Annotated in this window: 27 protein-coding genes and 3 pseudogenes; 18 read left to right on the plus strand and 12 right to left on the minus strand. The window is 71.7% G+C overall.

All coding sequences use genetic code 11. The features are described 5' to 3' along the window. The first annotated feature begins 195 nt into the window (after positions 1 to 195). Complete coding sequence (locus KSK32_RS32115; protein WP_216927989.1) at positions 196 to 417, plus strand: hypothetical protein; 222 nt, start codon at positions 196 to 198, stop codon at positions 415 to 417. Then, positions 418 to 675: a hypothetical protein gene (locus KSK32_RS32120; RefSeq protein WP_216927990.1), complete on the plus strand. Its 258-nt coding sequence runs from the start codon at positions 418 to 420 to the stop codon at positions 673 to 675. It abuts the gene before it with no gap. Here the strand turns inward: KSK32_RS32120 and KSK32_RS32125 are convergent. Beyond that, positions 657 to 1,058 carry a hypothetical protein gene (locus tag KSK32_RS32125; protein ID WP_216927991.1) on the minus strand — a complete coding sequence of 134 codons (402 nt, stop codon included), beginning with the start codon at positions 1,056 to 1,058 and terminating at the stop codon, positions 657 to 659. The genes KSK32_RS32120 and KSK32_RS32125 overlap by 19 nt on opposite strands. Between KSK32_RS32125 and KSK32_RS32130 the strand changes: the two genes are divergently transcribed. Then, entirely contained in the window at positions 1,033 to 1,698 is a 666-nt protein-coding gene (locus tag KSK32_RS32130) for a low temperature requirement protein A (RefSeq protein WP_216927992.1), read from the plus strand. The two genes, KSK32_RS32125 and KSK32_RS32130, sit on opposite strands and share 26 nt — an antisense overlap. A 20-nt stretch (positions 1,699 to 1,718) precedes the next feature. On the opposite strand, the gene KSK32_RS32135 is transcribed toward KSK32_RS32130, so the two are convergent. Together KSK32_RS32135 and KSK32_RS32140 are read right to left on the minus strand one after the other, a co-directional pair. Then, positions 1,719 to 1,931 (minus strand): hypothetical protein, encoded by a 213-nt coding sequence (locus KSK32_RS32135; RefSeq protein WP_216927993.1) that lies wholly within the window; start codon positions 1,929 to 1,931, stop codon positions 1,719 to 1,721. A 151-nt stretch (positions 1,932 to 2,082) separates the two neighbouring features. Then, complete coding sequence (locus KSK32_RS32140; RefSeq protein ID WP_216927994.1) at positions 2,083 to 2,877, minus strand: hypothetical protein; 795 nt, start codon at positions 2,875 to 2,877, stop codon at positions 2,083 to 2,085. 177 nt (positions 2,878 to 3,054) lie between these two features. Here KSK32_RS32140 and KSK32_RS32145 point away from each other — a divergent pair, with 177 nt between their 5' ends. The 3 genes from KSK32_RS32145 to KSK32_RS32155 all read left to right on the plus strand — a co-directional run bounded on the left by KSK32_RS32145 (position 3,055) and on the right by KSK32_RS32155 (position 5,049). Next, positions 3,055 to 3,801, plus strand: a complete 747-nt coding sequence (locus KSK32_RS32145) for a hypothetical protein (protein WP_216927995.1) — start codon at positions 3,055 to 3,057, stop codon at positions 3,799 to 3,801. 84 nt (positions 3,802 to 3,885) lie between these two features. Further along, positions 3,886 to 4,056 carry a DUF1080 domain-containing protein gene (locus tag KSK32_RS32150; protein WP_216927996.1) on the plus strand — a complete coding sequence of 57 codons (171 nt, stop codon included), beginning with the start codon at positions 3,886 to 3,888 and terminating at the stop codon, positions 4,054 to 4,056. A gap of 198 nt (positions 4,057 to 4,254) precedes the next feature. After that, positions 4,255 to 5,049, plus strand: coding sequence for an SGNH/GDSL hydrolase family protein (locus tag KSK32_RS32155; protein WP_216927997.1), 795 nt, complete (start codon positions 4,255 to 4,257; stop codon positions 5,047 to 5,049). A gap of 575 nt (positions 5,050 to 5,624) precedes the next feature. Here KSK32_RS32155 and KSK32_RS32160 read toward each other — a convergent pair. Both KSK32_RS32160 and KSK32_RS32165 read right to left on the minus strand, forming a co-directional pair. Beyond that, positions 5,625 to 6,236, minus strand: a complete 612-nt coding sequence (locus KSK32_RS32160) for a hypothetical protein (RefSeq protein WP_216927998.1) — start codon at positions 6,234 to 6,236, stop codon at positions 5,625 to 5,627. Between the two features lie 592 nt (positions 6,237 to 6,828). Next, positions 6,829 to 7,292: pseudogene (locus KSK32_RS32165) on the minus strand (aminoglycoside phosphotransferase); the annotation flags it as partial. 192 nt (positions 7,293 to 7,484) lie between these two features. On the opposite strand from KSK32_RS32165, the gene KSK32_RS32170 reads away from it, so the two are divergent. Further along, entirely contained in the window at positions 7,485 to 8,288 is an 804-nt protein-coding gene (locus KSK32_RS32170) for a hypothetical protein (RefSeq protein WP_216927999.1), read from the plus strand. Between the two features lie 158 nt (positions 8,289 to 8,446). Here the strand turns inward: KSK32_RS32170 and KSK32_RS32175 are convergent, their stop codons facing one another. Continuing rightward, positions 8,447 to 9,178: a hypothetical protein gene (locus KSK32_RS32175; protein ID WP_216928000.1), complete on the minus strand. Its 732-nt coding sequence runs from the start codon at positions 9,176 to 9,178 to the stop codon at positions 8,447 to 8,449. 212 nt (positions 9,179 to 9,390) lie between these two features. Between KSK32_RS32175 and KSK32_RS32180 the strand changes: the two genes are divergently transcribed. The 5 genes from KSK32_RS32180 (at position 9,391) to KSK32_RS32200 (ending at position 14,024) form a co-directional block, all read left to right on the plus strand. Then, positions 9,391 to 10,176, plus strand: a complete 786-nt coding sequence (locus KSK32_RS32180; RefSeq protein ID WP_216928001.1) for a hypothetical protein — start codon at positions 9,391 to 9,393, stop codon at positions 10,174 to 10,176. A gap of 16 nt (positions 10,177 to 10,192) precedes the next feature. Then, positions 10,193 to 10,879, plus strand: coding sequence for a class F sortase (locus KSK32_RS32185; protein ID WP_254186906.1), 687 nt, complete (start codon positions 10,193 to 10,195; stop codon positions 10,877 to 10,879). A 60-nt stretch (positions 10,880 to 10,939) separates the two neighbouring features. Beyond that, complete coding sequence (gene sigK, locus KSK32_RS32190; protein ID WP_216928003.1) at positions 10,940 to 11,557, plus strand: ECF RNA polymerase sigma factor SigK; 618 nt, start codon at positions 10,940 to 10,942, stop codon at positions 11,555 to 11,557. Next, positions 11,554 to 12,273 (plus strand): anti-sigma factor domain-containing protein, encoded by a 720-nt coding sequence (locus KSK32_RS32195; RefSeq protein WP_216928004.1) that lies wholly within the window; start codon positions 11,554 to 11,556, stop codon positions 12,271 to 12,273. The genes sigK and KSK32_RS32195 overlap by 4 nt, the downstream gene beginning before the upstream one ends. An 86-nt stretch (positions 12,274 to 12,359) precedes the next feature. Then, a complete protein-coding gene (locus tag KSK32_RS32200; protein ID WP_216928005.1) occupies positions 12,360 to 14,024 on the plus strand; it encodes a serine/threonine-protein kinase in 1,665 nt (554 codons plus the stop codon). Between the two features lie 89 nt (positions 14,025 to 14,113). On the opposite strand, the gene KSK32_RS32205 is transcribed toward KSK32_RS32200, so the two are convergent. The 4 genes and pseudogenes from KSK32_RS32205 to KSK32_RS32215 form a co-directional block, all read right to left on the minus strand. Next, positions 14,114 to 14,560, minus strand: coding sequence for a DUF305 domain-containing protein (locus KSK32_RS32205; RefSeq protein ID WP_216928006.1), 447 nt, complete (start codon positions 14,558 to 14,560; stop codon positions 14,114 to 14,116). A gap of 166 nt (positions 14,561 to 14,726) precedes the next feature. Beyond that, positions 14,727 to 14,879, minus strand: coding sequence for a DUF305 domain-containing protein (locus KSK32_RS33740; protein WP_308163619.1), 153 nt, complete (start codon positions 14,877 to 14,879; stop codon positions 14,727 to 14,729). 106 nt (positions 14,880 to 14,985) lie between these two features. Then, positions 14,986 to 15,327 (minus strand): annotated as a pseudogene (locus KSK32_RS34695) (DUF305 domain-containing protein); the annotation flags it as partial. Between the two features lie 392 nt (positions 15,328 to 15,719). Next, positions 15,720 to 16,109: an SCO5389 family protein gene (locus KSK32_RS32215; protein ID WP_374226737.1), complete on the minus strand. Its 390-nt coding sequence runs from the start codon at positions 16,107 to 16,109 to the stop codon at positions 15,720 to 15,722. Positions 16,110 to 16,759: 650 nt separating this feature from the next. Here KSK32_RS32215 and KSK32_RS32220 point away from each other — a divergent pair. The 3 genes from KSK32_RS32220 (at position 16,760) to KSK32_RS32230 (ending at position 17,888) form a co-directional block, all read left to right on the plus strand. Beyond that, positions 16,760 to 17,029 (plus strand): BON domain-containing protein, encoded by a 270-nt coding sequence (locus tag KSK32_RS32220; RefSeq protein WP_216935047.1) that lies wholly within the window; start codon positions 16,760 to 16,762, stop codon positions 17,027 to 17,029. 201 nt (positions 17,030 to 17,230) lie between these two features. Then, entirely contained in the window at positions 17,231 to 17,434 is a 204-nt protein-coding gene (locus KSK32_RS32225) for a DUF1330 domain-containing protein (RefSeq protein WP_216935660.1), read from the plus strand. 37 nt (positions 17,435 to 17,471) lie between these two features. Next, a complete protein-coding gene (locus KSK32_RS32230; protein WP_216935043.1) occupies positions 17,472 to 17,888 on the plus strand; it encodes a hypothetical protein in 417 nt (138 codons plus the stop codon). Between the two features lie 463 nt (positions 17,889 to 18,351). Here KSK32_RS32230 and KSK32_RS32235 read toward each other — a convergent pair whose 3' ends face one another. Together KSK32_RS32235 and KSK32_RS35035 are read right to left on the minus strand one after the other, a co-directional pair. Further along, positions 18,352 to 18,774, minus strand: a complete 423-nt coding sequence (locus tag KSK32_RS32235) for a DUF2254 family protein (RefSeq protein WP_216935668.1) — start codon at positions 18,772 to 18,774, stop codon at positions 18,352 to 18,354. Between the two features lie 40 nt (positions 18,775 to 18,814). Then, a pseudogene (locus tag KSK32_RS35035) lies at positions 18,815 to 19,695 on the minus strand (DUF2254 family protein). A gap of 31 nt (positions 19,696 to 19,726) precedes the next feature. Between KSK32_RS35035 and KSK32_RS34700 the strand changes: the two are divergent. From KSK32_RS34700 to KSK32_RS33770, 3 genes are read left to right on the plus strand one after another with little or no spacing between them, the layout of a single operon-like run. Then, positions 19,727 to 20,173, plus strand: a complete 447-nt coding sequence (locus tag KSK32_RS34700; RefSeq protein WP_308163775.1) for a peptidoglycan-binding domain-containing protein — start codon at positions 19,727 to 19,729, stop codon at positions 20,171 to 20,173. Next, positions 20,164 to 20,301 (plus strand): hypothetical protein, encoded by a 138-nt coding sequence (locus KSK32_RS33765; RefSeq protein ID WP_254187289.1) that lies wholly within the window; start codon positions 20,164 to 20,166, stop codon positions 20,299 to 20,301. The genes KSK32_RS34700 and KSK32_RS33765 overlap by 10 nt, the downstream gene beginning before the upstream one ends. After that, complete coding sequence (locus KSK32_RS33770) at positions 20,298 to 20,444, plus strand: hypothetical protein (protein ID WP_254187290.1); 147 nt, start codon at positions 20,298 to 20,300, stop codon at positions 20,442 to 20,444. Before KSK32_RS33765 ends, KSK32_RS33770 begins: the two co-directional genes overlap by 4 nt. Positions 20,445 to 20,645: the final 201 nt, after the last annotated feature.

Genomic DNA, 20,645 nt, shown 5'->3' on the forward strand with positions numbered 1-20,645 from the left:
GGCATCGACGGATCGGCGCATGGACGGTAAGTTCGACGGATGTGCATGGCTGGCGGGGCGTCGCGCGGGTACGCGGCGGCCCAGGTCGGACGACCCGGTCGAATCGGGAGGCAGCATGACGCAGCAGCACATCGGGGTCGCGGTGGTCGGACTGGGTGGCACCGTGGCGACCACGGCGATAGCCGGGTAACTGACGTGCCTCTGCTCCCGTACGCCTGCGGCCACTGGCAGCGCTGGTTCGCGCGCCCGCCGTCCTGTCCGGTCTGCACCGACATGCGCAACGCGCTGCCCTCCGACGGCCGGCGGTTCCTCAGCGCTGACGAGGTGGCGGTAGGGCAGGCCCGCTCGGCCGTCGTCGCGCCCGGGGTGACCGGCTACTGGAGCGAGCCGCGGCTCGGTCTCGGCAGCAGCGGCTGAGTGATCGAGACCGATGTCGGCCTGGTCGGCTGGGAGGCGGCCGGTCGGTATCCGGCCGCGGCCCTCGCCGACCTGCGCGCCTGCGGCGGCCTGGTGGCGCTCGGCGCCAGCCACGTGCACGGGTACGGCGCCCTGTGGCAGCTCCAGGACGAATTGGCCCCACCGTTGCTCGCCATCGGCATCCACGACCTGGCCTGGACCAAGGCGTTCCAGGTCACTTGCCGACCGACGACCGGCAGCTACTCGCGCCCGGGTTGACCATGTACCGCACCGGCGGCCACCTCCCCGGGCACAGCGTGCTGCACGACGAGCGGCGCGGGATCCTGTTCGGCGGCGACCTGATCAAGGTGGAGCTTGCCGGGTAAATGCCGGTGGGGCTGTCCTACCACGCCCAGATCCCGCTCTCGCAGGACGAGTCGCGTCAGGCGCGCGACCTGGTCGAGGAGTTGGACTTCGACGCGGTCGCCACCCCCTTCGAGTACGCGGCACCCGTCGCCCGCAAGCAGGTGCTCGCCCTGTTCGACCGGCACCTTCGCGGGCAGCCGCTGGCCGGCCCCATCCCGATCGAGGATCTGACAGTTCGGCTGCCTGCTGCTGGTCGCCGTACCGGTGCCGGTGAAGCCGTGGCTGTTCGTCGCCACGGCCGCCGCCGAACTCAGCGTGCCTCCGGCCGCCGAACGCGGACGGCCCACCCCGTGGAACCCCCGACACATCGCCGAGCGGTACGGCCTGTTCACCATCATTGTGCTCGGTGAGACGATCGCCGCCGCCTCGGTGGCGCTGCAGTCCGCCGTGGACGGCGCCGACCAGCTCGACCAACTGTTGCCGATCGCGGCCGGTGGCCTGTTGATCGTCTTCTCGTTCTGGTCGATCTACTTCGCCGTGCCCGGGCGCGACCGCCTGCTCGACCGCCGATCCGGCTTCAACTGGGGCTACGGCCACTACGTGGTCTTCGCCTCCGCCGCGGCGGTCGGCGCCGGCCTGGAGGCAGCCTTCGAGCACGCCGTCGGACGCGGCACGGCCGACGTGACCGCCGTCGCTGTCGCGGTGACCGCGCCCACCGCCATGTTCGTGCTCGCCGTCTGGCTCCTGCAGACCCGCCACTACAAACGAGGTCGGACAGAGCAGCTCATCGCACCGACCGCGGCCGCGCTCACCCTGGCGGCAAGCTTCACCGGCCCACTCGCCGTGCCCCTAGCCGGCCTCGTCACCGCCGCCGCGGTCGTCGCCAGTGTCAGCGTCGTATCACACCGTTCCCACCGACGCCGCCACCGCCACTGATCGCCGCCTGTCGTCCGACGTCACCGGTCGAGGAGCACGGTGAGCAACGCCCAGGCGGCCTGGCCGACGAGTCCCGTCGCCGCCACCATGACCGCATACCGCCCCGCCCGCAGCATCGTCGCCGGCCGGGAGGACTCGCGATGGGCGAGGATCGCGTATCCACCGGCAGCGGCGCAGGCCAGGGCGATCATCCACCCGGCGAACAGCAGACCCTCGGGCAACGGCAGCGCCACGGTGAACCTTCCGACGGCGGAGTGCTCACCGCCATTCAACGCCGCTCGTTCCCCGTGCGGGCCACCGCACGGTGAACACCGTCCGAACCGGTGGCGACGCGGCCGTCATCCCTGCCGGTCAAGCGTGCTCGCGTCGGTGGGGCAGGCTCGGTCATGTGCGGTCGACGACGAGGTCGGAGACTCCCGCGACCGCGTCGACGTCGTACCGGTCGGTCGCGGTGTCCCAACCGCTGGGCGTGAGCACCGTGCCGCCGGCCACTCCAGTTCGCTCGGCACCGTCCACGCTCATCCGGCCGGCACCGCCCGCCACCCGAACCCGCACCGGCGCGTCGCCGGCCAGGTGGACCAGCAGCCGACTCGCCCCACCGGTCATCGCCAGCCGCACCGTACGCTCGGCGGGCGGCAACGTGACCTCCGCGCGGCTCGTGCCGGCCGTCAGCTCGACCTCCTCGATCCGGCCGCCACGCAGGTCGAGCACCTCCTCCTGGGCGCCGCCGCCGAGCCGGACACGCCACCGCACGTCGTCGTGCAGCGCCACCTCGACCAATGCCGGACCCGCGCCGCCGGCGGCGGCAAGACCAGCCGTCACGGTGCCGTCGGACACCGACACCGCCGGCCGGACCTTCGCGCCGGTCGGCGTCGACACCCGGTACAGGTCGTCCCCGAGATCGGCGGTCCGCACGCGCACCGCGTCCGCGCCGTCGACCAGCACGAAGACGGCGGAACGCAGGTCACCCCGATCCGCCGCCACGGTGTGCCGATCCTCGCCACCGGGACTGCGGTCGGTCCACGCGTGGCCGTCGCCGCCGGCGCCCGGGCGGCCGGCGTCCCGTGGCTCGCCGGCCCGGCAGCCGCCAAGCAGCGCCGCCAGCAGGAGAAGCCCCACGACTCCTCCACCCGGCCCGCGTTCGATCATCCGCCGCACCATCCCAACCGTCTGCGTCACGCCCCGGTTCCTACCCCGTCGCAGCGTGGGCGACTCCCCCGGCGTGCGACGCCTCCCCGGAAGGTTCTCGCCGCCCCGATGCGTCACCGGACGGTAGGAGTGGGCTCCACCCGGACGGGGCACTGAGCCCCACGTGAGCACGTTCGCCGGACACGTGCCGTCGAGGAGAGGAAGAGGATGCGACGCCCCACCGTCATGCTGGCGACAGCCCTGGTCATCCTCGGGACAACCGGGCTGAGCGGCTGCACCGGGGAGGAGGCCGCCGCCCCGGCGGCACCCACGACGCCGGGCACCGCCACGACCACGGGCACGCCGAGCCCCGCCACGCCGACCGCCGGCGCCCCGGGCAGTGGCACCGGGCCGGGCTGTCCGGCGAACGAGGATCGGATCCCGCCGGGTTCCCGCAGCGTATCGACGGGCGACCTCGACCATGACGGCCGGCGGGACACGCTGTTCCTGGTCGATGACGGGGAGAACAGCATCGGGGTCCGGACCGCGACCGGCCTGACCACCTCCACCCGCTTCTCCGTCGCCGAACCCAGCGAACTGGAACCGCACGGCTTCCTCATCGCCGACGGCTCGTCGTTCATCCTTCTCGGCGGCTCGCGGCAGGCATACCTCTTCGCGTTCGTCGGATGCCGAGTGGTCGTGACGCGCAACGCCGAGGGCGAGCAGTACCGGTTCGACAACGGGTTCGCCCGGTCCGGCACCGGCGTCGGATGCCTACGCGGGAGCGACGGCCTGACACTGGTCGGCCTTCGAGCGGAGAGAACGACCGACGGCGACAGGTACCAGATCCGCCGCACCGTGATCGAACCGATGCAGCTCGGCCGGTCCGCCCGCAATGGGCCGACCAGCGTCAGCGAGACCGGCCTGACCCGCGAGGCCGCCTTCGACAAGGTTCGCACCGGCTATCCGTGCTGAGGCATGTGCTGCTGAGGCCGTAGCCGGTAATCGATGTCTCTCCCCGGCGGCCGGAGCGGGCCGTCGGCCCCCGGACAGGCGCGCATGAGCCTGCGGTGCAACGGTGTGCCGGTACACGACGACACCGAGGTCACCGGCCCGCGCGGCGGTGGCGCCGCCGAGACGGCAACCGGCGGGCGACTGCGGCTCCAGGATCACGGCGATCCCGGAGCAGACGTCCGGCAGCGCAGCAACTGGCGCGAACCGCTGACCTGAGGCCCGTCGGTCAAGGCGGAGCGGGCGGCCGCCCTCGCCGTCACCAGACCATGAACCCATCCATTTTGCTCGATAGATTTCATCGACGGCAAGGCCGGCTGCGACAAAAAGCGCCAGCCATGGAATCGACTCCGATAATTGTTACTAGCCAGTAGACGACGTGTTACGAAGTGGGCCCCATCCCCCTGGAGGTCCCGCATGACCCGTCGCCCCCTGGCGCTTCTCGGCAGTCTCGCCACCGGCCTGCTGCTCAGCCTCGGTCTCGCCGCCCCCGCCTCCGCCGCCGGCACGGACTACACCGCCCTCGGCGACTCCTACTCCTCCGGTGTCGGCACCAACAACTACGACAGCGGCAGCGGCTCGTGCCGGCGCAGCCCGCAGGCGTACCCGAGGTTGTGGGCCAACAGCCACGCACCGGCGAGCTTCCAGTTCGTCGCCTGCTCCGGCGCCACCACGCGCGAGGTGCTGAACAACCAGCTCGCCGCGCTGAACGCCGGCACCGATCTCGTCACGATCTCGATCGGCGGCAACGACGCCGGTTTCGCCGACGTCGTCACCACCTGCCGCCTCGGCTCGGACAGCGGATGCCTCACCGCCGTCAACAACGCCAAGTCCTACATCACCAACACGCTGCCCGGCCGCCTCGACGAAACCTACCGGGCGATCCGCAACCGCGCGCCCGGCGCGCGGGTTGTCGTGCTCGGCTACCCGCGCCTGTTCGAACTCGGCTCCTGCGGCTTCGGCAGCATCAATGCGTACAAGCGGGGCCTGCTCAACGGCGGCGCCGACACCATGTCCGGCGTCATCTCCGGCCGCGCGTCGGCGGCCGGCTTCACCTACGCCGACGTGCGGGGCCGCTTCGCCGGACACGGTGTGTGCGCCAGCAGCCCTTGGATCAACGGCACGACCTTGCCCGTCGTCGAGTCCTACCACCCCAGGGCCAGCGGCTACTCCGGTGGATACCTACCGGCGCTCACCGCCGTCACCGGCTGACCGAGCGCCTCGGGCCCGACCGACCGGTCGGGCCCGAGGCGCTCCGCGCCTCAGCGTCCGACCGGATCTGGAGGGTCATCGGCTACCGGATCCGGAATGCGTTCCCGCCGGAGTGTCGGGCCGGATCGCGCCCCTCCCTGCCCGTACTCACCCCGAAGTCGATCCCGGCTGGCGCGACGCGACCCAGGCCGGGTACAACCCCGCGTTGCCGCTTCGGTGCCGCCCGCAGGTGCCCCGGCACGGCCCGTGCCCAGCGACCAGGGATGGGCGCAGGCGGCGCGACAGCCGCCCATGACGGAGCCTCCTGAACCGGTCGACTCCGGACCGGCCCGTCACGCCCACCAGCGGCCGGGACCGATGGATCTATCGGACGACGAGTCAGCCACCACATCCGCCGAAGCTCGTCACACTTCGCCGGGCGAACGCAGGTAGGACACCGGCAGGCAAGCCCGCACGATTCGGTAGCCCAGCGGGGGCAGCAGGATACGTGGGGCCGCAACCACGCAGAGCGCCATGCCACCGGCTCCGACCGTCGCGTCGCAACGGTCACTGGCCCAGGCGTCGTGGGTGTCGACTCACGGTTCGGGTAGGCGGGACATGACCCGCCGCTGGAAGCGGATCTGCGCCACGAAGGCGAGAACAGCGATCACGACGCCGGCACTGATGCCCGTCACGAATGCGGTTCTGGCCAGAGCCAGCAGCAGCGCCACGGCAGCGCCGGCGAGCAGGGAATTGATCGCTGCCACCATGGCGGCAGCGGTGTAGAGCATCGCGAACCGGCTCGGCGGCACCCCGGTCGCCGCCCAAGCCACTCGTGCGTTGCCGCCCGGGGCGACGGCGTCGGCGAAGAACTGGCCGTCCGGCTCGAACTGCTCGTGGTAGTACGCGCGGATGCGACGGATCCGCTGGAGGTCCACCGCGTTCTCCACGGTGGTCTGGGTGAGGCGTACGAAGGTCAGCCACCCCACGACCAACAGCGTGGGCATCACGGCGGCCAGGTACGCCGCGGTGACCGTACCCTTGCCGGCGACGAAGCCGAGCCCGATCAGCCCAGCCGACAGCGTCGACAGGAACACGGTGGCGCGACCCACCGACTCCGCGACCGTTGCCGAACGCGATGTCTGCAGCACGAAGTGCTCGGTCGTCAACGCCGTTACCAGAACCTGCGCTCGCTCCTGCTCCGTCACCAGCTCCCCCGTCCTCGCACGACCGCCGGGTGCGACGTGTACCCGGATCGAGGCCCACCACACGACGACAGCCTCCCGGCGGCGGCACCACACCGGACGTCAGGAATTTTCCCGTACGTCTCCGAGCTGCCATACGGCGAATGCTGGTGGTACCTGCGGCCAGCCCCGCCGACCTCACGCGCGGCGTCCACGTCGCGGTGGTGGATGCTGGCGAACGGAAGCCCCGGCCGCTTGTCCACCTGTTTGGCCGCCTCCTGCGCGACGACCCGGATCTGTCAGCGCAACCGCTGAGTGAACTCACGATCGGGCGCCGAAGCCCGTCGACCTCCGGCCCAGAGGTGTCGACACCGCACTGAACGTCGTGCACATTCGGCACCCCAGCCACGCTTCGGGCCCGGCGACGTTGATCGTCGCCGGTCCCGGAGCGTGGCGTGGAAGCACCTGGATCCCCGGGTCGCACCTGCCCAAACCTCGACCTTCGGCCCGTCTGGACTGGTCGCCGGGCTGCGCGCCGGCGTGGGGCTGGCCCGCCAGCCGACGGACCCGCGCCGCCTTCGCGTCACGTCGTGCAGGAGGCCAAGGCGGGGTTCGGATCGGAATGCGGGCAGGCTGCCAGTGCCTGCTGGAGCCGGGCCAGAAGCGCGCCGGCCGCCCGCACCTGGGCCAGATCAGAGGGGTCGAGGAGTTCGCCCGCGATCACCCGCTGCAAGCTCATCGAGGCGTGACCGGCCTCGACCTGAAGGCGCCCGTCCCGCGCCGGAACGGGCGCCGAAACCGGCAGACCCCGTCCGTCCAGCCAACTCGTAATAGGCGCGATCTTCGCGAGCCTCGGGAAACGGTCGCGCACCACCGACCATTCGCAATCAGCCGGCCCACGGGTGTGTCAACCCACGCGAGCGCGTTGCCGCTGCTCATCACGATCCGCTCACAGGAGTCGACCCGAACACCCCAGTGCTCGTCGAGCATGTCGGCGACCCACCGGCCAGCCGACTCACCGCCGCTGAAGCCGAACCTTCCACCCAGCGTGGCGGCGGGGTCGTACGCCTCCCACAACATCTCCAGCACCGGAGAATGCGACTCGCCCCATGCGCGGTATCCCACCACACTCTGCCGAGGTGTCACCCAGGTGGCGGCTCATCCCCTACCACCACTCGGCAGCCGCGCTCGCTCCCGAACGGTACGGGCGCGGGCGAGCGCCGTGATCGTCGCCGTCGACGACAGACCCATCCGTCAGGCAGCCGCCTCCGAATGCAGTTCATGGCCTTCGATTACGGTCCGTACACCCGTGGGACTGCCCGCCGCGGCGACGGCGTGGACTACGACGTCTTCCGACGCCAGCCTCTCTCGCCCGGGGGGCTACGCTGCCTGCGCCATCTGTGTGACCTCTGCCATCCGCACGACCTGCTGGTCGCCCCGGCGCACACCGAACCCACCGACACAGCCATCCTGACCAGATGGATCTATGAGAAGGACTGGCATCGGGAGGTGCTGGCCAAGGTACTCACCGCACACAACGTCCCGACCGGCACGCCGCCTGTGACAGCGGCGCCGTGCAGGATCGGTCGACGTGGTCGCCGGGGGCCGGCCCGGTGGGCTCTACGCCATGGCGTCAGCGGTGACGACGCCACCGCCATCCGGATGACGTGGGGCGCGATCAACGAGTGGATGACCCACAGCTGCTATCACCGGCTCGTCCTACGGGAGGAGCACCCCGTCCTGACCGACGTCCTGCACCGGGTGACGAGTCTGGAGATGCGACATGCCGCCTACTACGCAGGCCAGGCCCACGACCGGCTGGCCCACTCGGCGCGCGTCCGTCGCCTGACCCGCTTCGCGCTGCGCCACTTCTGGGCACCGGCCGACGCGGCGAGGATGCCTCGGGTCGAGACCTCACACCTGATGCGGTACCTGCTCGCCGACGAGGCCGGTTGGCAGGAGATCCGGCAGCTCGACGATCGGATCGAGAGGCTGCCCGGGCTCGCCGGTCTGGGATTGGTGCGTCGGGCGCTCCGGCGATACGGAGTGGTCGATCCGTCGACCCGACGAGCATGACCGGCGGTGTCAGCGCGCGTCGTCGTGAAGGTCGGAGACCGACAGGTCACGGGTGAGGGTCGGAGACGCGGGCTCGACCTCACGTACCGCCGGAGGGACCTTCGCTCCGGACGCTCCGCCTGCGCCCGGGACGGGGTCATCACGGCGCGACGCGACCGCTACCCGCGACGAGTCGCCGCGCTCCCGACGGCGGCCACGAGCATGACGACGCCTGCTTCCGCCGCGACTCTGACGCTGCGCGGCCTGCCCATGGCCAGCGCGGTGGTCAGCAGCCCCCAGCCGGATGCCGCGGCGAGCGGCAGTGCACCCCGCCGGCTCCGGACGACTCCGGCGGCCAGCGCGCCGGCGGCGGCGAACAGGCCGGCTGCGGATGCCGCCACCGTGCGCGGGGCGGTCCTGCTCCCACCGGAGGCGACCCCGGCCGCCGCGAGGTTGACCACGCCGGCCAGAGCTGTCCAGCCCAGGAGCAGGCCGGTGCTGGCCGGCGAGACGGCCGTCCACGCCGTCGTGGGGGTGGCGCGCTGCAGGCGGACGTGAGCCGCGGCGGCGAAGCCGACGGCCACGGACAGCAGGAACGGCGTCGCGGCGAACCGATCACTCTGCGCGGCGAGCGACCAGGCGGTGTTCGCCGCGTAGGCACCGGCCCGGGGCCATCCGCTGAGGCGGCTGACGGGATGGCTTCGACCTTCGGGCAGGCACCGACCTACGGTCGACAGGGCGCACCCGGCGAAGACCGGCGCCCAGACGACGAAGGCGTAGCCGGGTGGGGTGATCACCGTGTCGAAGCGGCGGGTCTGTTCGCCCTTGCCGAGCAACGGGCCGAGAACAGGTACGGCGATGAACGCCGCACAGGCGCCACCGAGGGCCAGTGATCGCACCCGATCGTCCACGTCTCCTCCGATCGATCGGCATGTCCGGGCGCTCGCCCTGGCGTCGACGTTACCGAAGCAGCAGACGGCACGGTGCCACCGCGACAGGCGGGTGGCCCGGTCGCCGGTCGAGAAATGTGCGATCCGGCACCAGTCCGGCGGGCGGTGGGCGACGAATCCCTCCCGACAGCAACGACACCAGCGCCGTGACCAGGCGGAGACGGAGACCTGTTGTGAGACTTTCCCGAGCCCTGCTCGCCCTGCCCGTGGCCGCGCTGGCCCTCTCGGTTCCGGGCGTCGCGCACGCCGGCGAGAGCGTGCAGGTCCGGTTGCAGGATCTCAACGAGACCGGCGCGACCGGGACCGCGACGTTGACCGTGACGGACGGAGGCGACCTGCAAGTCATGATCCGGTCGACAGGCATGACGCCGAACTCGCCGCACGCCCAGCACGTGCACGGCGCGGTCAACGGCATGGACTTCCACTGTCCGGACAAGTCCGCCGACGCCGACGGCAACGGCTACGTCAGCACCGAGGAGGGCCTGAAGATGTACGGGGACATCTTCATCTCGCTGACCACCACCGGGGACACCACCAGGGCCAGCGGCCTGGCGGTGGACCGGATGCCGAAGGCCGACGCGCGGGGCAACCTCAGCTACGAGCGCACCATCCCCGCCGCCGAGCTGCCCGCCGGCACCATCGAACACCTGAAGGACCTGCATCTCGTGCAGCACGGCATCGACGCCAACAAGAACGGCGCGTACGACATGGAGGCGCTCGGGGAGTCGACGTTCGCGAAGTCCGTCGGCGTCAACGGCATCCCCGCCGAGGCCACCGATCCCGCGACGTGCGGCATGGTCAGCGGCGCGGCGGCCGGCTCCGTACCCGCAGGGGGTGTCGCCACCGGCGACGGCAGTACCTCCGGCGACACGCCGGTCATGTGGTCGGTGGGTGCTCTCGCGCTGCTCGGCGCCGCCGGTGCGGTGGTCGCCCGCCGCCGGCTCGCCGGCGGGCGCTGAACCGGAGGCGGTGGTGATGGACACCGGCGACGCGCGAGTGCCGGCCGGCCGCCGTCGGGAGCGCGCCACGCTCCTGGCGGTGGCCGGCATCCTCACCCTGACGGCGGCCGTGACGATCGGGTTCGCCGTCGCCCAACCGGGCGGAGAACCGCCCCGACCTGACGTCTCGGCTGCGGCGCCGGCCGCGGATCCGGCGGCCGGCCCGGCAATTAGGCCGGGCGAGTTGACGTCGGGCCCGCTCATGTCCTCGTCGCCGCCAACGCGGGTGTCGATTCCGTCGCTGCGGGCCACCGCGGCAGTCGTCGCCCTCGGCCTGCAGGCGGACGGGGCGATGCAGGTCCCGGACAGCGCCGCCGACGTCGGGTGGTTCACCAGGGCGCCGACGCCCGGAGCGCTCGGCCCGGCCGTGCTGGCCGGCCACGTCGACTGGAAGGGCCACCGCGGAACGTTCTTCGGTCTGGGCAGGCTGGCCGTCGGTGCCGGGATCACGGTCGACCGGCAGGACGGCAGCAGCGCGATGTTCACCGTGACCAGGGTGGCGCAGTATCCCAAGGACCGCTTCCCCACCAACGAGGTGTACGGGGCCGTCGACCACGCGGCACTGCGCCTGATCACCTGCGGCGGCGAGTTCGACGACAACACGCAGCACTACCGCGACAATGTCATCGTCTACGCGCGCCTCGCCCATGCCCATCCCGCCTAGCACGTCGGGTACGCGTAGGCGGCACACCCATCGTCCCGTATGCGGAAGGACCTGCCGAGAATGAGCGGTGACCCGGAACAGGCGCGGCGGCTCCGGCCGATACCGCCCGACACCGCGACGCCGCCGACCGCCGAGGAGTTGCTGGCGCGCGTGGCGCGTGGCGACGAGACGGCGTTCGCGTCGCTGTACGACGTCGTGGTGGGCCGGGTCCTCGGGCTGACTCGCCGCGTCGTTCGCGACGCGGCGCAGGCGGAGGAGGTGACGCAGGAGGTCATGGTGGAGGTGTGGCGCACCGCCGGCCGCTTCGACGCCGGTCGTGGCTCGGCCCTGGCCTGGATTCTGACCATGGCGCACCGCCGGGTCGTGGACCGGGTGCGCTCGGAACAGGCGCACACCAGACGGACGTCACAGGTCGCCGCGGCCGAAGCGCACGTTCCCTACGACGAGGTGGTCGAGGACGTCACCGCGCGGCTGGAGCGGGAACAGGTCCGCCGGTGTCTGGGCCGGCTGACACCGGTCCAGCGGGAAGCGGTGACCCTCGCCTACTACGGCGGCCACACCTACCGCGAGGTCGCCGAGAAGCTCCGGACACCGCTGCCGACAGTGAAGACGAGGATGCGCGACGGCCTGATCCGGATGCGCGACTGCCTCGGCATCGAGATCGAGGGGCGGGCATGAGCGGCGACATCCACACCCTCGCCGGTGCGTACGCTCTCGACGCGGTCGACGACGTCGAGCGGGCGGCGTTCGAGCGGCACGTGGCCGAGTGCGAGCCGTGCCGCACCGAGGTGGCCGAGCTTCGGCAGACGGTGGCGCGGCTCGCCGACGAGACCGTCGTGGCTCCACCGCCCGGGCTGCGGGAGCGGACCCTGGCCCAGGTGGCGCGCACCCCGCAGCTGAGGGGCCGCGCCGCGGGCGCCGGACGGCGCGCAGGAAGGTGGCGACAGCTCACCGTGGCCGCAGCCGCAGCCGTTCTGGTGGCCGGCGGTGCGAGCGCGGTCACCTGGACCGTGAGCAGCGGACGGATCAGCGACGAGCGGGCGAGCGCCGACGAGGCCCGGCGCATCGCCGCCATCCTGGAGGCCCCCGACGCCCGGGTGTTCGAGCGGTCGCTGCAGCCCGGCGGCGCGGCCACCGTGGTGGTCTCGCGCGAGCGCGACCGCGGTGTGGTGCTGCTGCGCGACCTGCCCGAGCCCGGCCGCGGACGGATCTACGAGCTGTGGCTCATCCGCGGCGGCGAGCCCCGCAAGGTGGGGCAACTCGGCGAGGAAGCGAGGGCGGCGACCACTGTCGTCGGTCCGGTCGCCGGTGCGGGCACGTTCGGCGTGTCCAACGAGCCCCGGGGCGGCTCCGCCGCTCCCACGCGGATCGTCGGCACCGTCGAACTGAGCTGAGCCCGGGCGCGCCGGGCCGCAGCCGCGGCCCGCAGATTCTCATCGCCCGTTCCCATCCGGGCCGGGAGCCGCTTCGAATCACCAGCATGGATGACGAGTTGCTCGCCGGCCGGTACCGCCGGCTCACGCCGATCGGGGACCCGGCGACCCCGAGGCGCGTCTGGTTGGCACGCGACGAGCTACTCGACCGGCACGTCGCACTCAACCAGATCGCCCTACCGGGTTGGGTGAGCAACGCGGAACGGTCGCGCCTGCGGGACACGACGCTCGGGGAGGTACGCGCCCTGGCGAGTCTGGACCATCCGGGCGTGACCGGGATGTGGGACGCGCTCAGCACCGACGGGTACCTCTGGCTCGTCATGGAGCACGTACCCTCCCGCACCCTGTCCGAGGTGGTCGCCACCGACGGCCCGCTGGCTCCGGCCGAGGTCGCCAGGGTGGGCCTGCACCTGCTCGCCGCCCTCGACGCCGCCCACGCGGTGGGGGTGCTGCACCGGGAGGTCCGTCCGCGAAACGTGCTCCTCGCCGACGACGGGCGGGTGGTACTCGGCGGATTCGGCCTGTCGATCCTCGACAGCCGCGTCCCGGCGGCCGTCACCGCGGCGACCCTGTCGAGGCTCCAGTACGTCGCGCCGGAGCACACCCGGGACGGCAGGTCCACCCCGGCGACCGACCTGTGGGCCCTCGGCGCAACCCTCTACCTGGCCGCCGAGGGCCGGCTGCCGTGGACCCGGCCCACCACCCTCGCCACGCTCGCCGCCCTGGCCACCGAGGCACCGGACCGGATGACCGCGCTGCCGCTCGAGCCCGCGATCACCGGTCTCCTGCTGCGCAATCCCCGTCAGCGCCTGTCCACCCGGGAAGCCCGCGACCGGCTTGAGCAGGTAACGGCGGCCACCTCGCCCGTCGACCCCGTGCCCACACCCCGAGCAGGCCGCGGGCAGCCCCGGGCCGGCGGTCGGCCCCGGTGGCGTCCAGCCGCCGCGGCGACCGACCCGATCTCACCGGACGCGGTCACCACCACGCCCATCGCGGTCACCGCGTCGACCACCCGCGACCGGAAGACCGGCTGGGCGTTCGCCGGCGCCGTGCTGGGCCTGATCGGAGTCGGTGCCGTCGCCGTCACGGCAGCCGGCGCGGTGACGGGCGGCTTGCGCGGCCAGGACGGCGCACCGGCGGCCGGACGGGACGACACGACGGCCGGCGCGATGCCGGCGACCCCACCGGCCCGCCCCGTCCACCTGTGCCTGAACGACGCCGCCGGCGAGGCCGAACCGCTGCGGGAACCCACCGAACCGCTGCCGCACGCCCCGCCGAAGGGGTGGTCGTGGCACCAGGACCCGGCAGGCTTCCTGATCGCGGTGCCCGACCGCTGGACCCGGCACACCGAGGGCACGACGATCTGCTTCCGCGATCCCGCTCGGCCAGACGCCGTCGCCGTCGACCTCAGCGTCAGAGCCTCCACCATGCCATCGAAGCGATGGGAGGCCGCCGAGCGCGACCTGCTCAGGACCGGAGCGCTGTCCGGATATCAGAAAATCAGCATCGGGCCGATCATCCGCCCGGGTGGCGCCGCCGAGTGGGAGTACACCTGCGACCAGCCCGACGGGGAGCGGTTGCACACCCGCCGGCTGCTGATCAACGACGGCCGAGCCCGCGCCTACAGCCTGTCCTGGATCACCCAGGACAGCCGGTGGACCCAGACCCGCCCGCTCCAACAGACGGCCCTCCGAAATTTTCGCCTGGTCTGAGGCGGCCGAGTGACGGTTCATGGAACGGTGTCGGGATCGACCCGACATCACGGGCAGACTCGGCGTCGTGCGCCCAGATCAGGACTGGGTCAGTACCGGTCGCGGAGGATCCTCTTCATCTGCGTGATCTCCTCCTCCTGGGACGTGACGATCTGGTCACAGAGCCGGACGATCTCCGGGTCGGTGATGTTCGACTCCGCACAGACCAGGACCGCCCGGGAGTGGTGGGGAATCATCGACTTGAGGAAGCCCTCGTTGCCCACGAACGGCTCGGTGCGTACGGCCGCGAACCCGCCGACGAACAGGGCGCCCAACACGGCGTACAGCACGATGTTGAGGCGCCGGTCGGTGAACATCTGGTGCATGACGCCCATCATGATCAGACCCATGACGGCCACCATGAGCACCGCCATGTAGAAGTTGCTCGGGTTCAGGTAGAAGTCCGACCATCGGCGGATCTGCGACAGCGTGAGGACGAACATGACCGCGAGGCTGATCAGCAGCACCAGGCCGAACCGGATGTAGTTCCTCGTCATCTTTCCTCCGTCGGTACTCGACGGCCCGTCATGCACGGGCGTCTTGTCTCCATCGGTGACACTTTCTGTGGAGGCGCGAGCTGAGGCGAGGCGCACGCCGCTGACCGTGCTCCGCCACCCTGACCGGCGCGGTGGCCGGACGGGTCCGGCCGCCGCGCGGTACTGGTCAGATCCGGCTCAGCAGGATCCTCATCGTGTCGATCTCGGTCTGCTGGGTGGTGCTGATCCGCCCGGCGAGCGCCTTGGCGTCTGCGTTGGTCCCGTGCGCGGCCTCGTCCCGCGCCATCGCGATCGCCCCTTCGTGGTGGGCGATCATCATCGACAGGATCTGCCTGTCGAATCCGTCCGGCTGCCGCCGGGCCGCCGTGGTCCATCCCCGGCATGCCGCTCCGCGTGGCGGTGGTGCCGCCCGGCGGCATCGGCGTGCCCCACTTGGTCAACCAGCGGCTCATCGCGGCGATCTCGGGTGCCCGGGCGTCCTTGGTCTGGATGGCGAGCTGCTTGACCTGAGGGTCGGCAGCCCTGGTGGCGGCCAGGTCCACCATGGCCACTGCCTGCTGGTGGTGCGGGATCATCATCCGCGCGAACATCACGTCCGCCGCGTTCTGTGCCCCAGCCCACGTGCTGTCGACCGAGGTGGTGGTGGGCGAGCGGTGGCCGTCGCCGGCCGCGCGGTGGTCGTCGATGCTGTCGCAGGCGACCAACGCAGCGCCGGCGGTGAGGCGCACGCCGGCCACGAGGGCACAGCGCCGAAAGGTACGGGACATGACAGACCAAGCCTTTCCAAGTCGGTGAACGTGCGCAGAGCGACTCGGGCGGGCAGCCGTGGTGCCCGCCCGCAGAGACGCTCCTATGTGCGCAGCACCGACACCGCGGCGGCGCGTTGCCCCATCCCGGGCGAGGGGGGCGGGACACGGAACCCGCCGAGGACGGCTGGCATCGGTCGTCGCCGGGCGCGACGCTCGCCCGTCGCAACAGCAGGGCTGCGGTCAGCGCCAGCGCCACCCCGAACGAGCCGGCGTAGCCGGCGTCCTCCGCCGCCAGTCCGAATCGGTGCGCGTCCGCCAGGGCCTCGGCGTGGCTGCCGCCGGCCCGGTGCCCGGCGAGCAGGAACAGATGTGCCTGGACCTGCCCGCCGGGCGATCCGACAGCGTGGTGGTCAGCAGTCACGCAGCTCTGGTGACTGGGTTGAGAAGCTGCCTCGGGTCGAGACGAACCTGCGGTAGACGTCGGTGTCGACGGCGCTCAACCGGAACGCGGCCACCCGGTGACAGTTCTGAAATGCCAGCTTCACCCCGAAATGGCGCTCCAGACCTGAGCGGATCGCATCGCTGGCCAACGCCGCAAGAGCTGGCCCGCTCCGCCTCGGTCGGCGGCGGCACGACGTTGTCGGCGAAGTCACCGGTGGAGGACTGTAGATCGCGACCACCCGGGTGACGGTGGCCCAGGCGTACGGGGAGGGAGTCGCGGACACAGGCGACGAAGGCGTCGTCGTCCACGGGCCCGCCTCGGCGGCTTCGAGCAGGGCAGGTGGGACGGTGAGAGACATGATCCTCCTAGGAACCTGAAACGACCATCGCTACCATTAGGGTTACGGAAGGAGCACACCACGTAGTCGTACGGCTCGTCAACAGTCCTCACTGGACCCCGCTCGGCGCGGGCCGCTCCGGGCGGCAGCGACGGCGGCCGGACGCTGTCTCGCCAGCGGTGACAGGCGATCCGATTCAGGTCGCAGGGGTGCGGGTATCCGGGGGGCCGCTCCCGATGACAATCGAAGCGGAACTCATTATCGTGAAGCCGTCCGCGAGGTAGGGGGTACCTCAGGTGAGGCGGGACCGGCCGGCGCGGCGCCCACCTGCGGACGCACGTCGGCCGGCCCGTGCCAGAGGCGACGAGGGTCGGGGCGCCGGGTGGATCGCCAGTGCAAACCATAGTCAAAAGCGTTAGTGTCGCGCGGGCTGTCTGCCGGCGCCTGGTACCTCCGGCGAGGGGATCCCGCCGACGGACCGGCGCGGCAGCATGTCGTCCCCTGCCCGGGGCCAGCAGGAGAAACCGCGGCCGGCGCGGAACGGAGCGGCGATCGATCGAGGCGGCGAACTGTCGCACAGGCGGGTGCAGATCGTCACGGTTTGTCGTATTTCCGGTCGAACCATCGGGGTACGGCCTGAAGAACCCGATCGCGATGTGAGGAGACCCGCCATGACCCACCCGTGGTTCTTTCCGGAAGGGCTGCCGCCGCTGTTTCACGAGGGCCCGGTCACTGACGACATTCGGTTGGCGTGCCACGTCGTCGAGCAGATGAGTCGTGACCCGCTGCTGCGCCACGAGCGCATCTGTGTCGAGGCGCAGAACCGGGTCGTCATCCTGGAGGGCCGGGTCGGCTCGGCCGAGGCGCTGGCCCGTGCACGCGCACTCGCGTGGGCCGTCTCCGGGGTGCACGATGTCAACGTCAGGGTGTACGTGGCGTGACGCCGGCAGGCGAGGACGACAGGAGAAACAGGTCATGGCAGTCGATCCCATCGGTGAGGACCTGAAGGCGTTTCTCGCCACCGACCCCGACGGTCCGGTGGTCATGCTCAACCTGCTGCGTTTTGCCGAAGGGGGACGGGAGTCCTACGCGCGGTACGGCGCGCCCTACGGGAGACGTTCCTGCCTCGCTACGGCGGCAAGGTGCTCTACGCCGGTGAAGGTGGACCGGCCCTGGTGGCGGAGGAGGGGCAGCAGTGGGACGCGGTGCTGCTGGTGCGCTATCCGAGCCGGACGGCGTTCAGCCGGATGGTCGCCGACCCGGAGTATCAGGAGGTGAGCCGGTGGCGGACCCTGGCACTGGAGGAGGCCGTTCTGCAACCCACGTTCCCGTGGGCCGGGAAGTGAGCCGCAGCGGCCGCGGCGAGGGAGGGAACGCCCGCGGGTGGACACGCGCCGGGCGCTGGCAGCACTCTCGGCAGCGACGATGCTCGTCGCCGGCTGCGCCCGTCAGCCGCGTGACCCCCAGCCGTCCCCGGAGCCGACCTCCACCGTCCGGCTGGGCACTGTCGCGCGCGCCGAGGCGGGCTCGCGTCTGACCGTGACCGCCACTGTCGACCGCGTCATCACCGGCACCGCCTTCGTGGTGCGCGACGTCGACTTCACCGACGGGACGCTGCTGGTGCTGTCCGCCGGTCCGGACATCCCGGAACCGCCGCAGTTGGTGACCGTGGTCGGCACGGTCGTCGACTTCTCGTACCGTGACCTGTCCGGCCGCTATGAGCTCGGGCCCTCCGGCCCCTATCGGGATTTCGAGGGCGGCCGGGCGCTCGTCGCCGGGGACGTGACCGTGTGGAAATGACCGTCAGCTGTCGAGTCGGTCGCGCAGGTCGTCGACCTGCTGCTGGAGTCGGTCCACCGCGCGCTTTCGTTGTTGAGGAACGTGGTGATGCCGCACCGAGCGCCAGTCCGAGCAGCAGGGCGATCACACTGAGCACGAGGCCACCGATTGCCACGCCCCGGCCGGTCACCCCCGGTCGGGCGGCCATCTTGAGCCCTGCGATGCCCAGGACGATGCCGACGATGGCGAGCACCACGCCGATCCAGGCGAGGATGGCGGTGAGCACGCTGAACAGGGCGGCCACGCCGAACACGAGCGCGAGAGCGGCGGCTGTGCTGGTCTTGGCCGCCGTACCGGTTCGGCCGGCGCGGGTCGACGCGCCTGTTCCTCGGGCGGGCTCGCTGGACGCGGTCATGGCACTCCCTCCGGGTGAGTACGCCGTGCGGCGCGGACTCGTGCCCGCCGCCTTCCCGGTTTCGGCGACTCATGCTTCCCGGTGCACGGTCCTGCGGGTGATGTCGGGCAGATGTTCCGGCAACGCCACGGAACGCAGGTCGGCCAGTACGTCGTCCAGGAGGCGGGTGATCCGCGGCTGGTCACGTCCCGCCCGCCGGACGTCGTCGACCGCGACCGCGAGGAAGCCGTCGAAGTCCTGCGTCCGCGCCCGTACGCGTGGTGTGCCGTCGGGATCGTCGACGAGCATGCGGTGACCCGGCCGGCCGGCCAGGCGGCGCAGCAGGTCGTGCATCTCCTGGACGCTGCGGACCGCGGTGGTGGTGTCGTTGATCCCGGGTGACAGGGCCCGCTCGGCGATGTCGGTCAGCTGGCGGAACCCGAACCCGACGTCCTGGCCCAGGGTCCGTTCGACGCCGAGGCTCACCGCGACGCACGCCCGCGCCTCCGGCACGCCGCAGGGAAGGGACCGCCGGACAGCGGATGGACCGCGATCAGCGGCTGCCCGGCCACCACGAAGTCGCCGGCGCGGGCAGGACCGACAGGGCGCAGTCGTGTTCGCGGGCCAGCGCGGCGAGCCGGTCGAGGTCGACGTGCTCGACCATGCCGGGCTGCACCGCGGTGATCACCTGCACCGGCGGTGGCAGCGGCGTGACGGGCGCGGCGGCCGGGCCGACCGGATACTGCTCCTCGATCACGCGGCGGGACTGGGCGCCGACCGCCGCGATGATGTGCGAGACCCGCATGACCGTGGTGACGTGGTGCAGGTAGTAGACGAACAGCCCGCTGCTGGCGAACACGAGCGTCATCGTCACGGCGAGCGACAGATCGGGCAGCCGGGCGTCGGCGTCGACGTCGGCCGGCAGCGCCGCCAGCACCACCATGGCGAACAGCGCGGTCGCCAGGAAGGTGCCCAGCGCGACCTGGGTGATCCGGTCTGCAGGAAGGTCCGCAGCACCCGGGGCGAGTACTGGCTGCTGGCGAGTTGTACGGCCACCACGGTGATGGAGAAGACCAGCGCGGTGAACGAGATCATCGCGGTGATGATCGACGACAGCAGCGACCGTGCGCCGGCCACGCTGCTGGGCAGGATCCCGCCGGTCGGCAGGCCCAGTCGCAGCTCGGCCACCGACAGGCCGAGGGCCAGCAGCACGGCCCCGGCGGCGAACGCCGCCGGGCACCAGCCAGAATCCCGACCACACCGCCGCCAGGCGGGCCGGAGGGTACGCGGAGCGCTGCTCATCCCGCAGTAGTCCCCTGCGCGTGCTTTTGCATGCCTGCCGACGGGTCTGTTACCTGAAGGGAGACCTCGAACGGACGCACGAAGGGGGTGGGCCGGGACTCCGGCACGCTGATCATGAAGAGCCGACAACATCACGGCATCCGTCACCTGCGCCGCCCTGCTGGTGCTCGCGGCCGGCTGCGCCGACGGCCGGAACCGGAGCCGACCTCACCCGGCCCGAGTCACACGGTGCCCTCGGCCTCGCCGCCGGGGAACGCCGGCGGCTCCGACGACCGGCGAGGCGTCCACGCCCGCGCCGACCACGGCGGCGCCCTCGGCGACCCCGTCGCCGCCGAGCACCGCCGACGCCGACGTACGGGACGCCCTGCGACGCGGCGACACCGGCGACCGGGTTCAGGCGCTGCAGAAGGGGCTGGACCGGCTCGGATATTGGGTCGGCGAAACCGACGGCACCTTCGGCCTGCTCACCGAGCAGGCGGTGTACGCGCTCCAGAAGGCGGCCGGCCTGCGCCCCGACGGGATCGTCGGCGCGAAGACCCGGGCCGCGCTCGACGACGGGAGGCGCCGGACGCCCGCAGCACCGGCGGCCACCTCGCCGAGGTGGACCTGAGACGGCAACTGCTGATGATCGTCGACGACGGCGAGGTGAGTCGGATCTTCAACACCTCGACCGGCACGTTCGAGCGTTACACCCACCAGGGGGAGAACCTACCTGGCGGACACCCCGCGCGGAGGTGACCATCGACTGGCAGGTCGACGGCTGGCGCGACGGCCCGCTCGGCCGGCTGTACCGGCCGAAGTACTTCCAGGAGCAGGGGATCGCGATCCACGGCTACACAGTGTCCCGCCGTATCCGGCGTCGCACGGGTGTGTGCGGGTGACGCTGCCGGCGATGGACTGGCTGTGGCGCAGGACTTGCTGCCGAAGAAGACCCGGGTCTGGGTGTACTGAACGCACACCGCTGCCGTACCCGTTGCCCGCGCGAGGTTGTCGGACGCCTGATCCTGACATTCCCGGCAATAGGGTGCGAAACCCCTTAGGGTGGCGGCATGGACGCGCTCGTCGAGCAGTTCTTCAGCACG

Source organism: Micromonospora sp. WMMB482, from assembly GCF_019038635.1.
Lineage (GTDB): Bacteria > Actinomycetota > Actinomycetes > Mycobacteriales > Micromonosporaceae > Micromonospora > Micromonospora marina.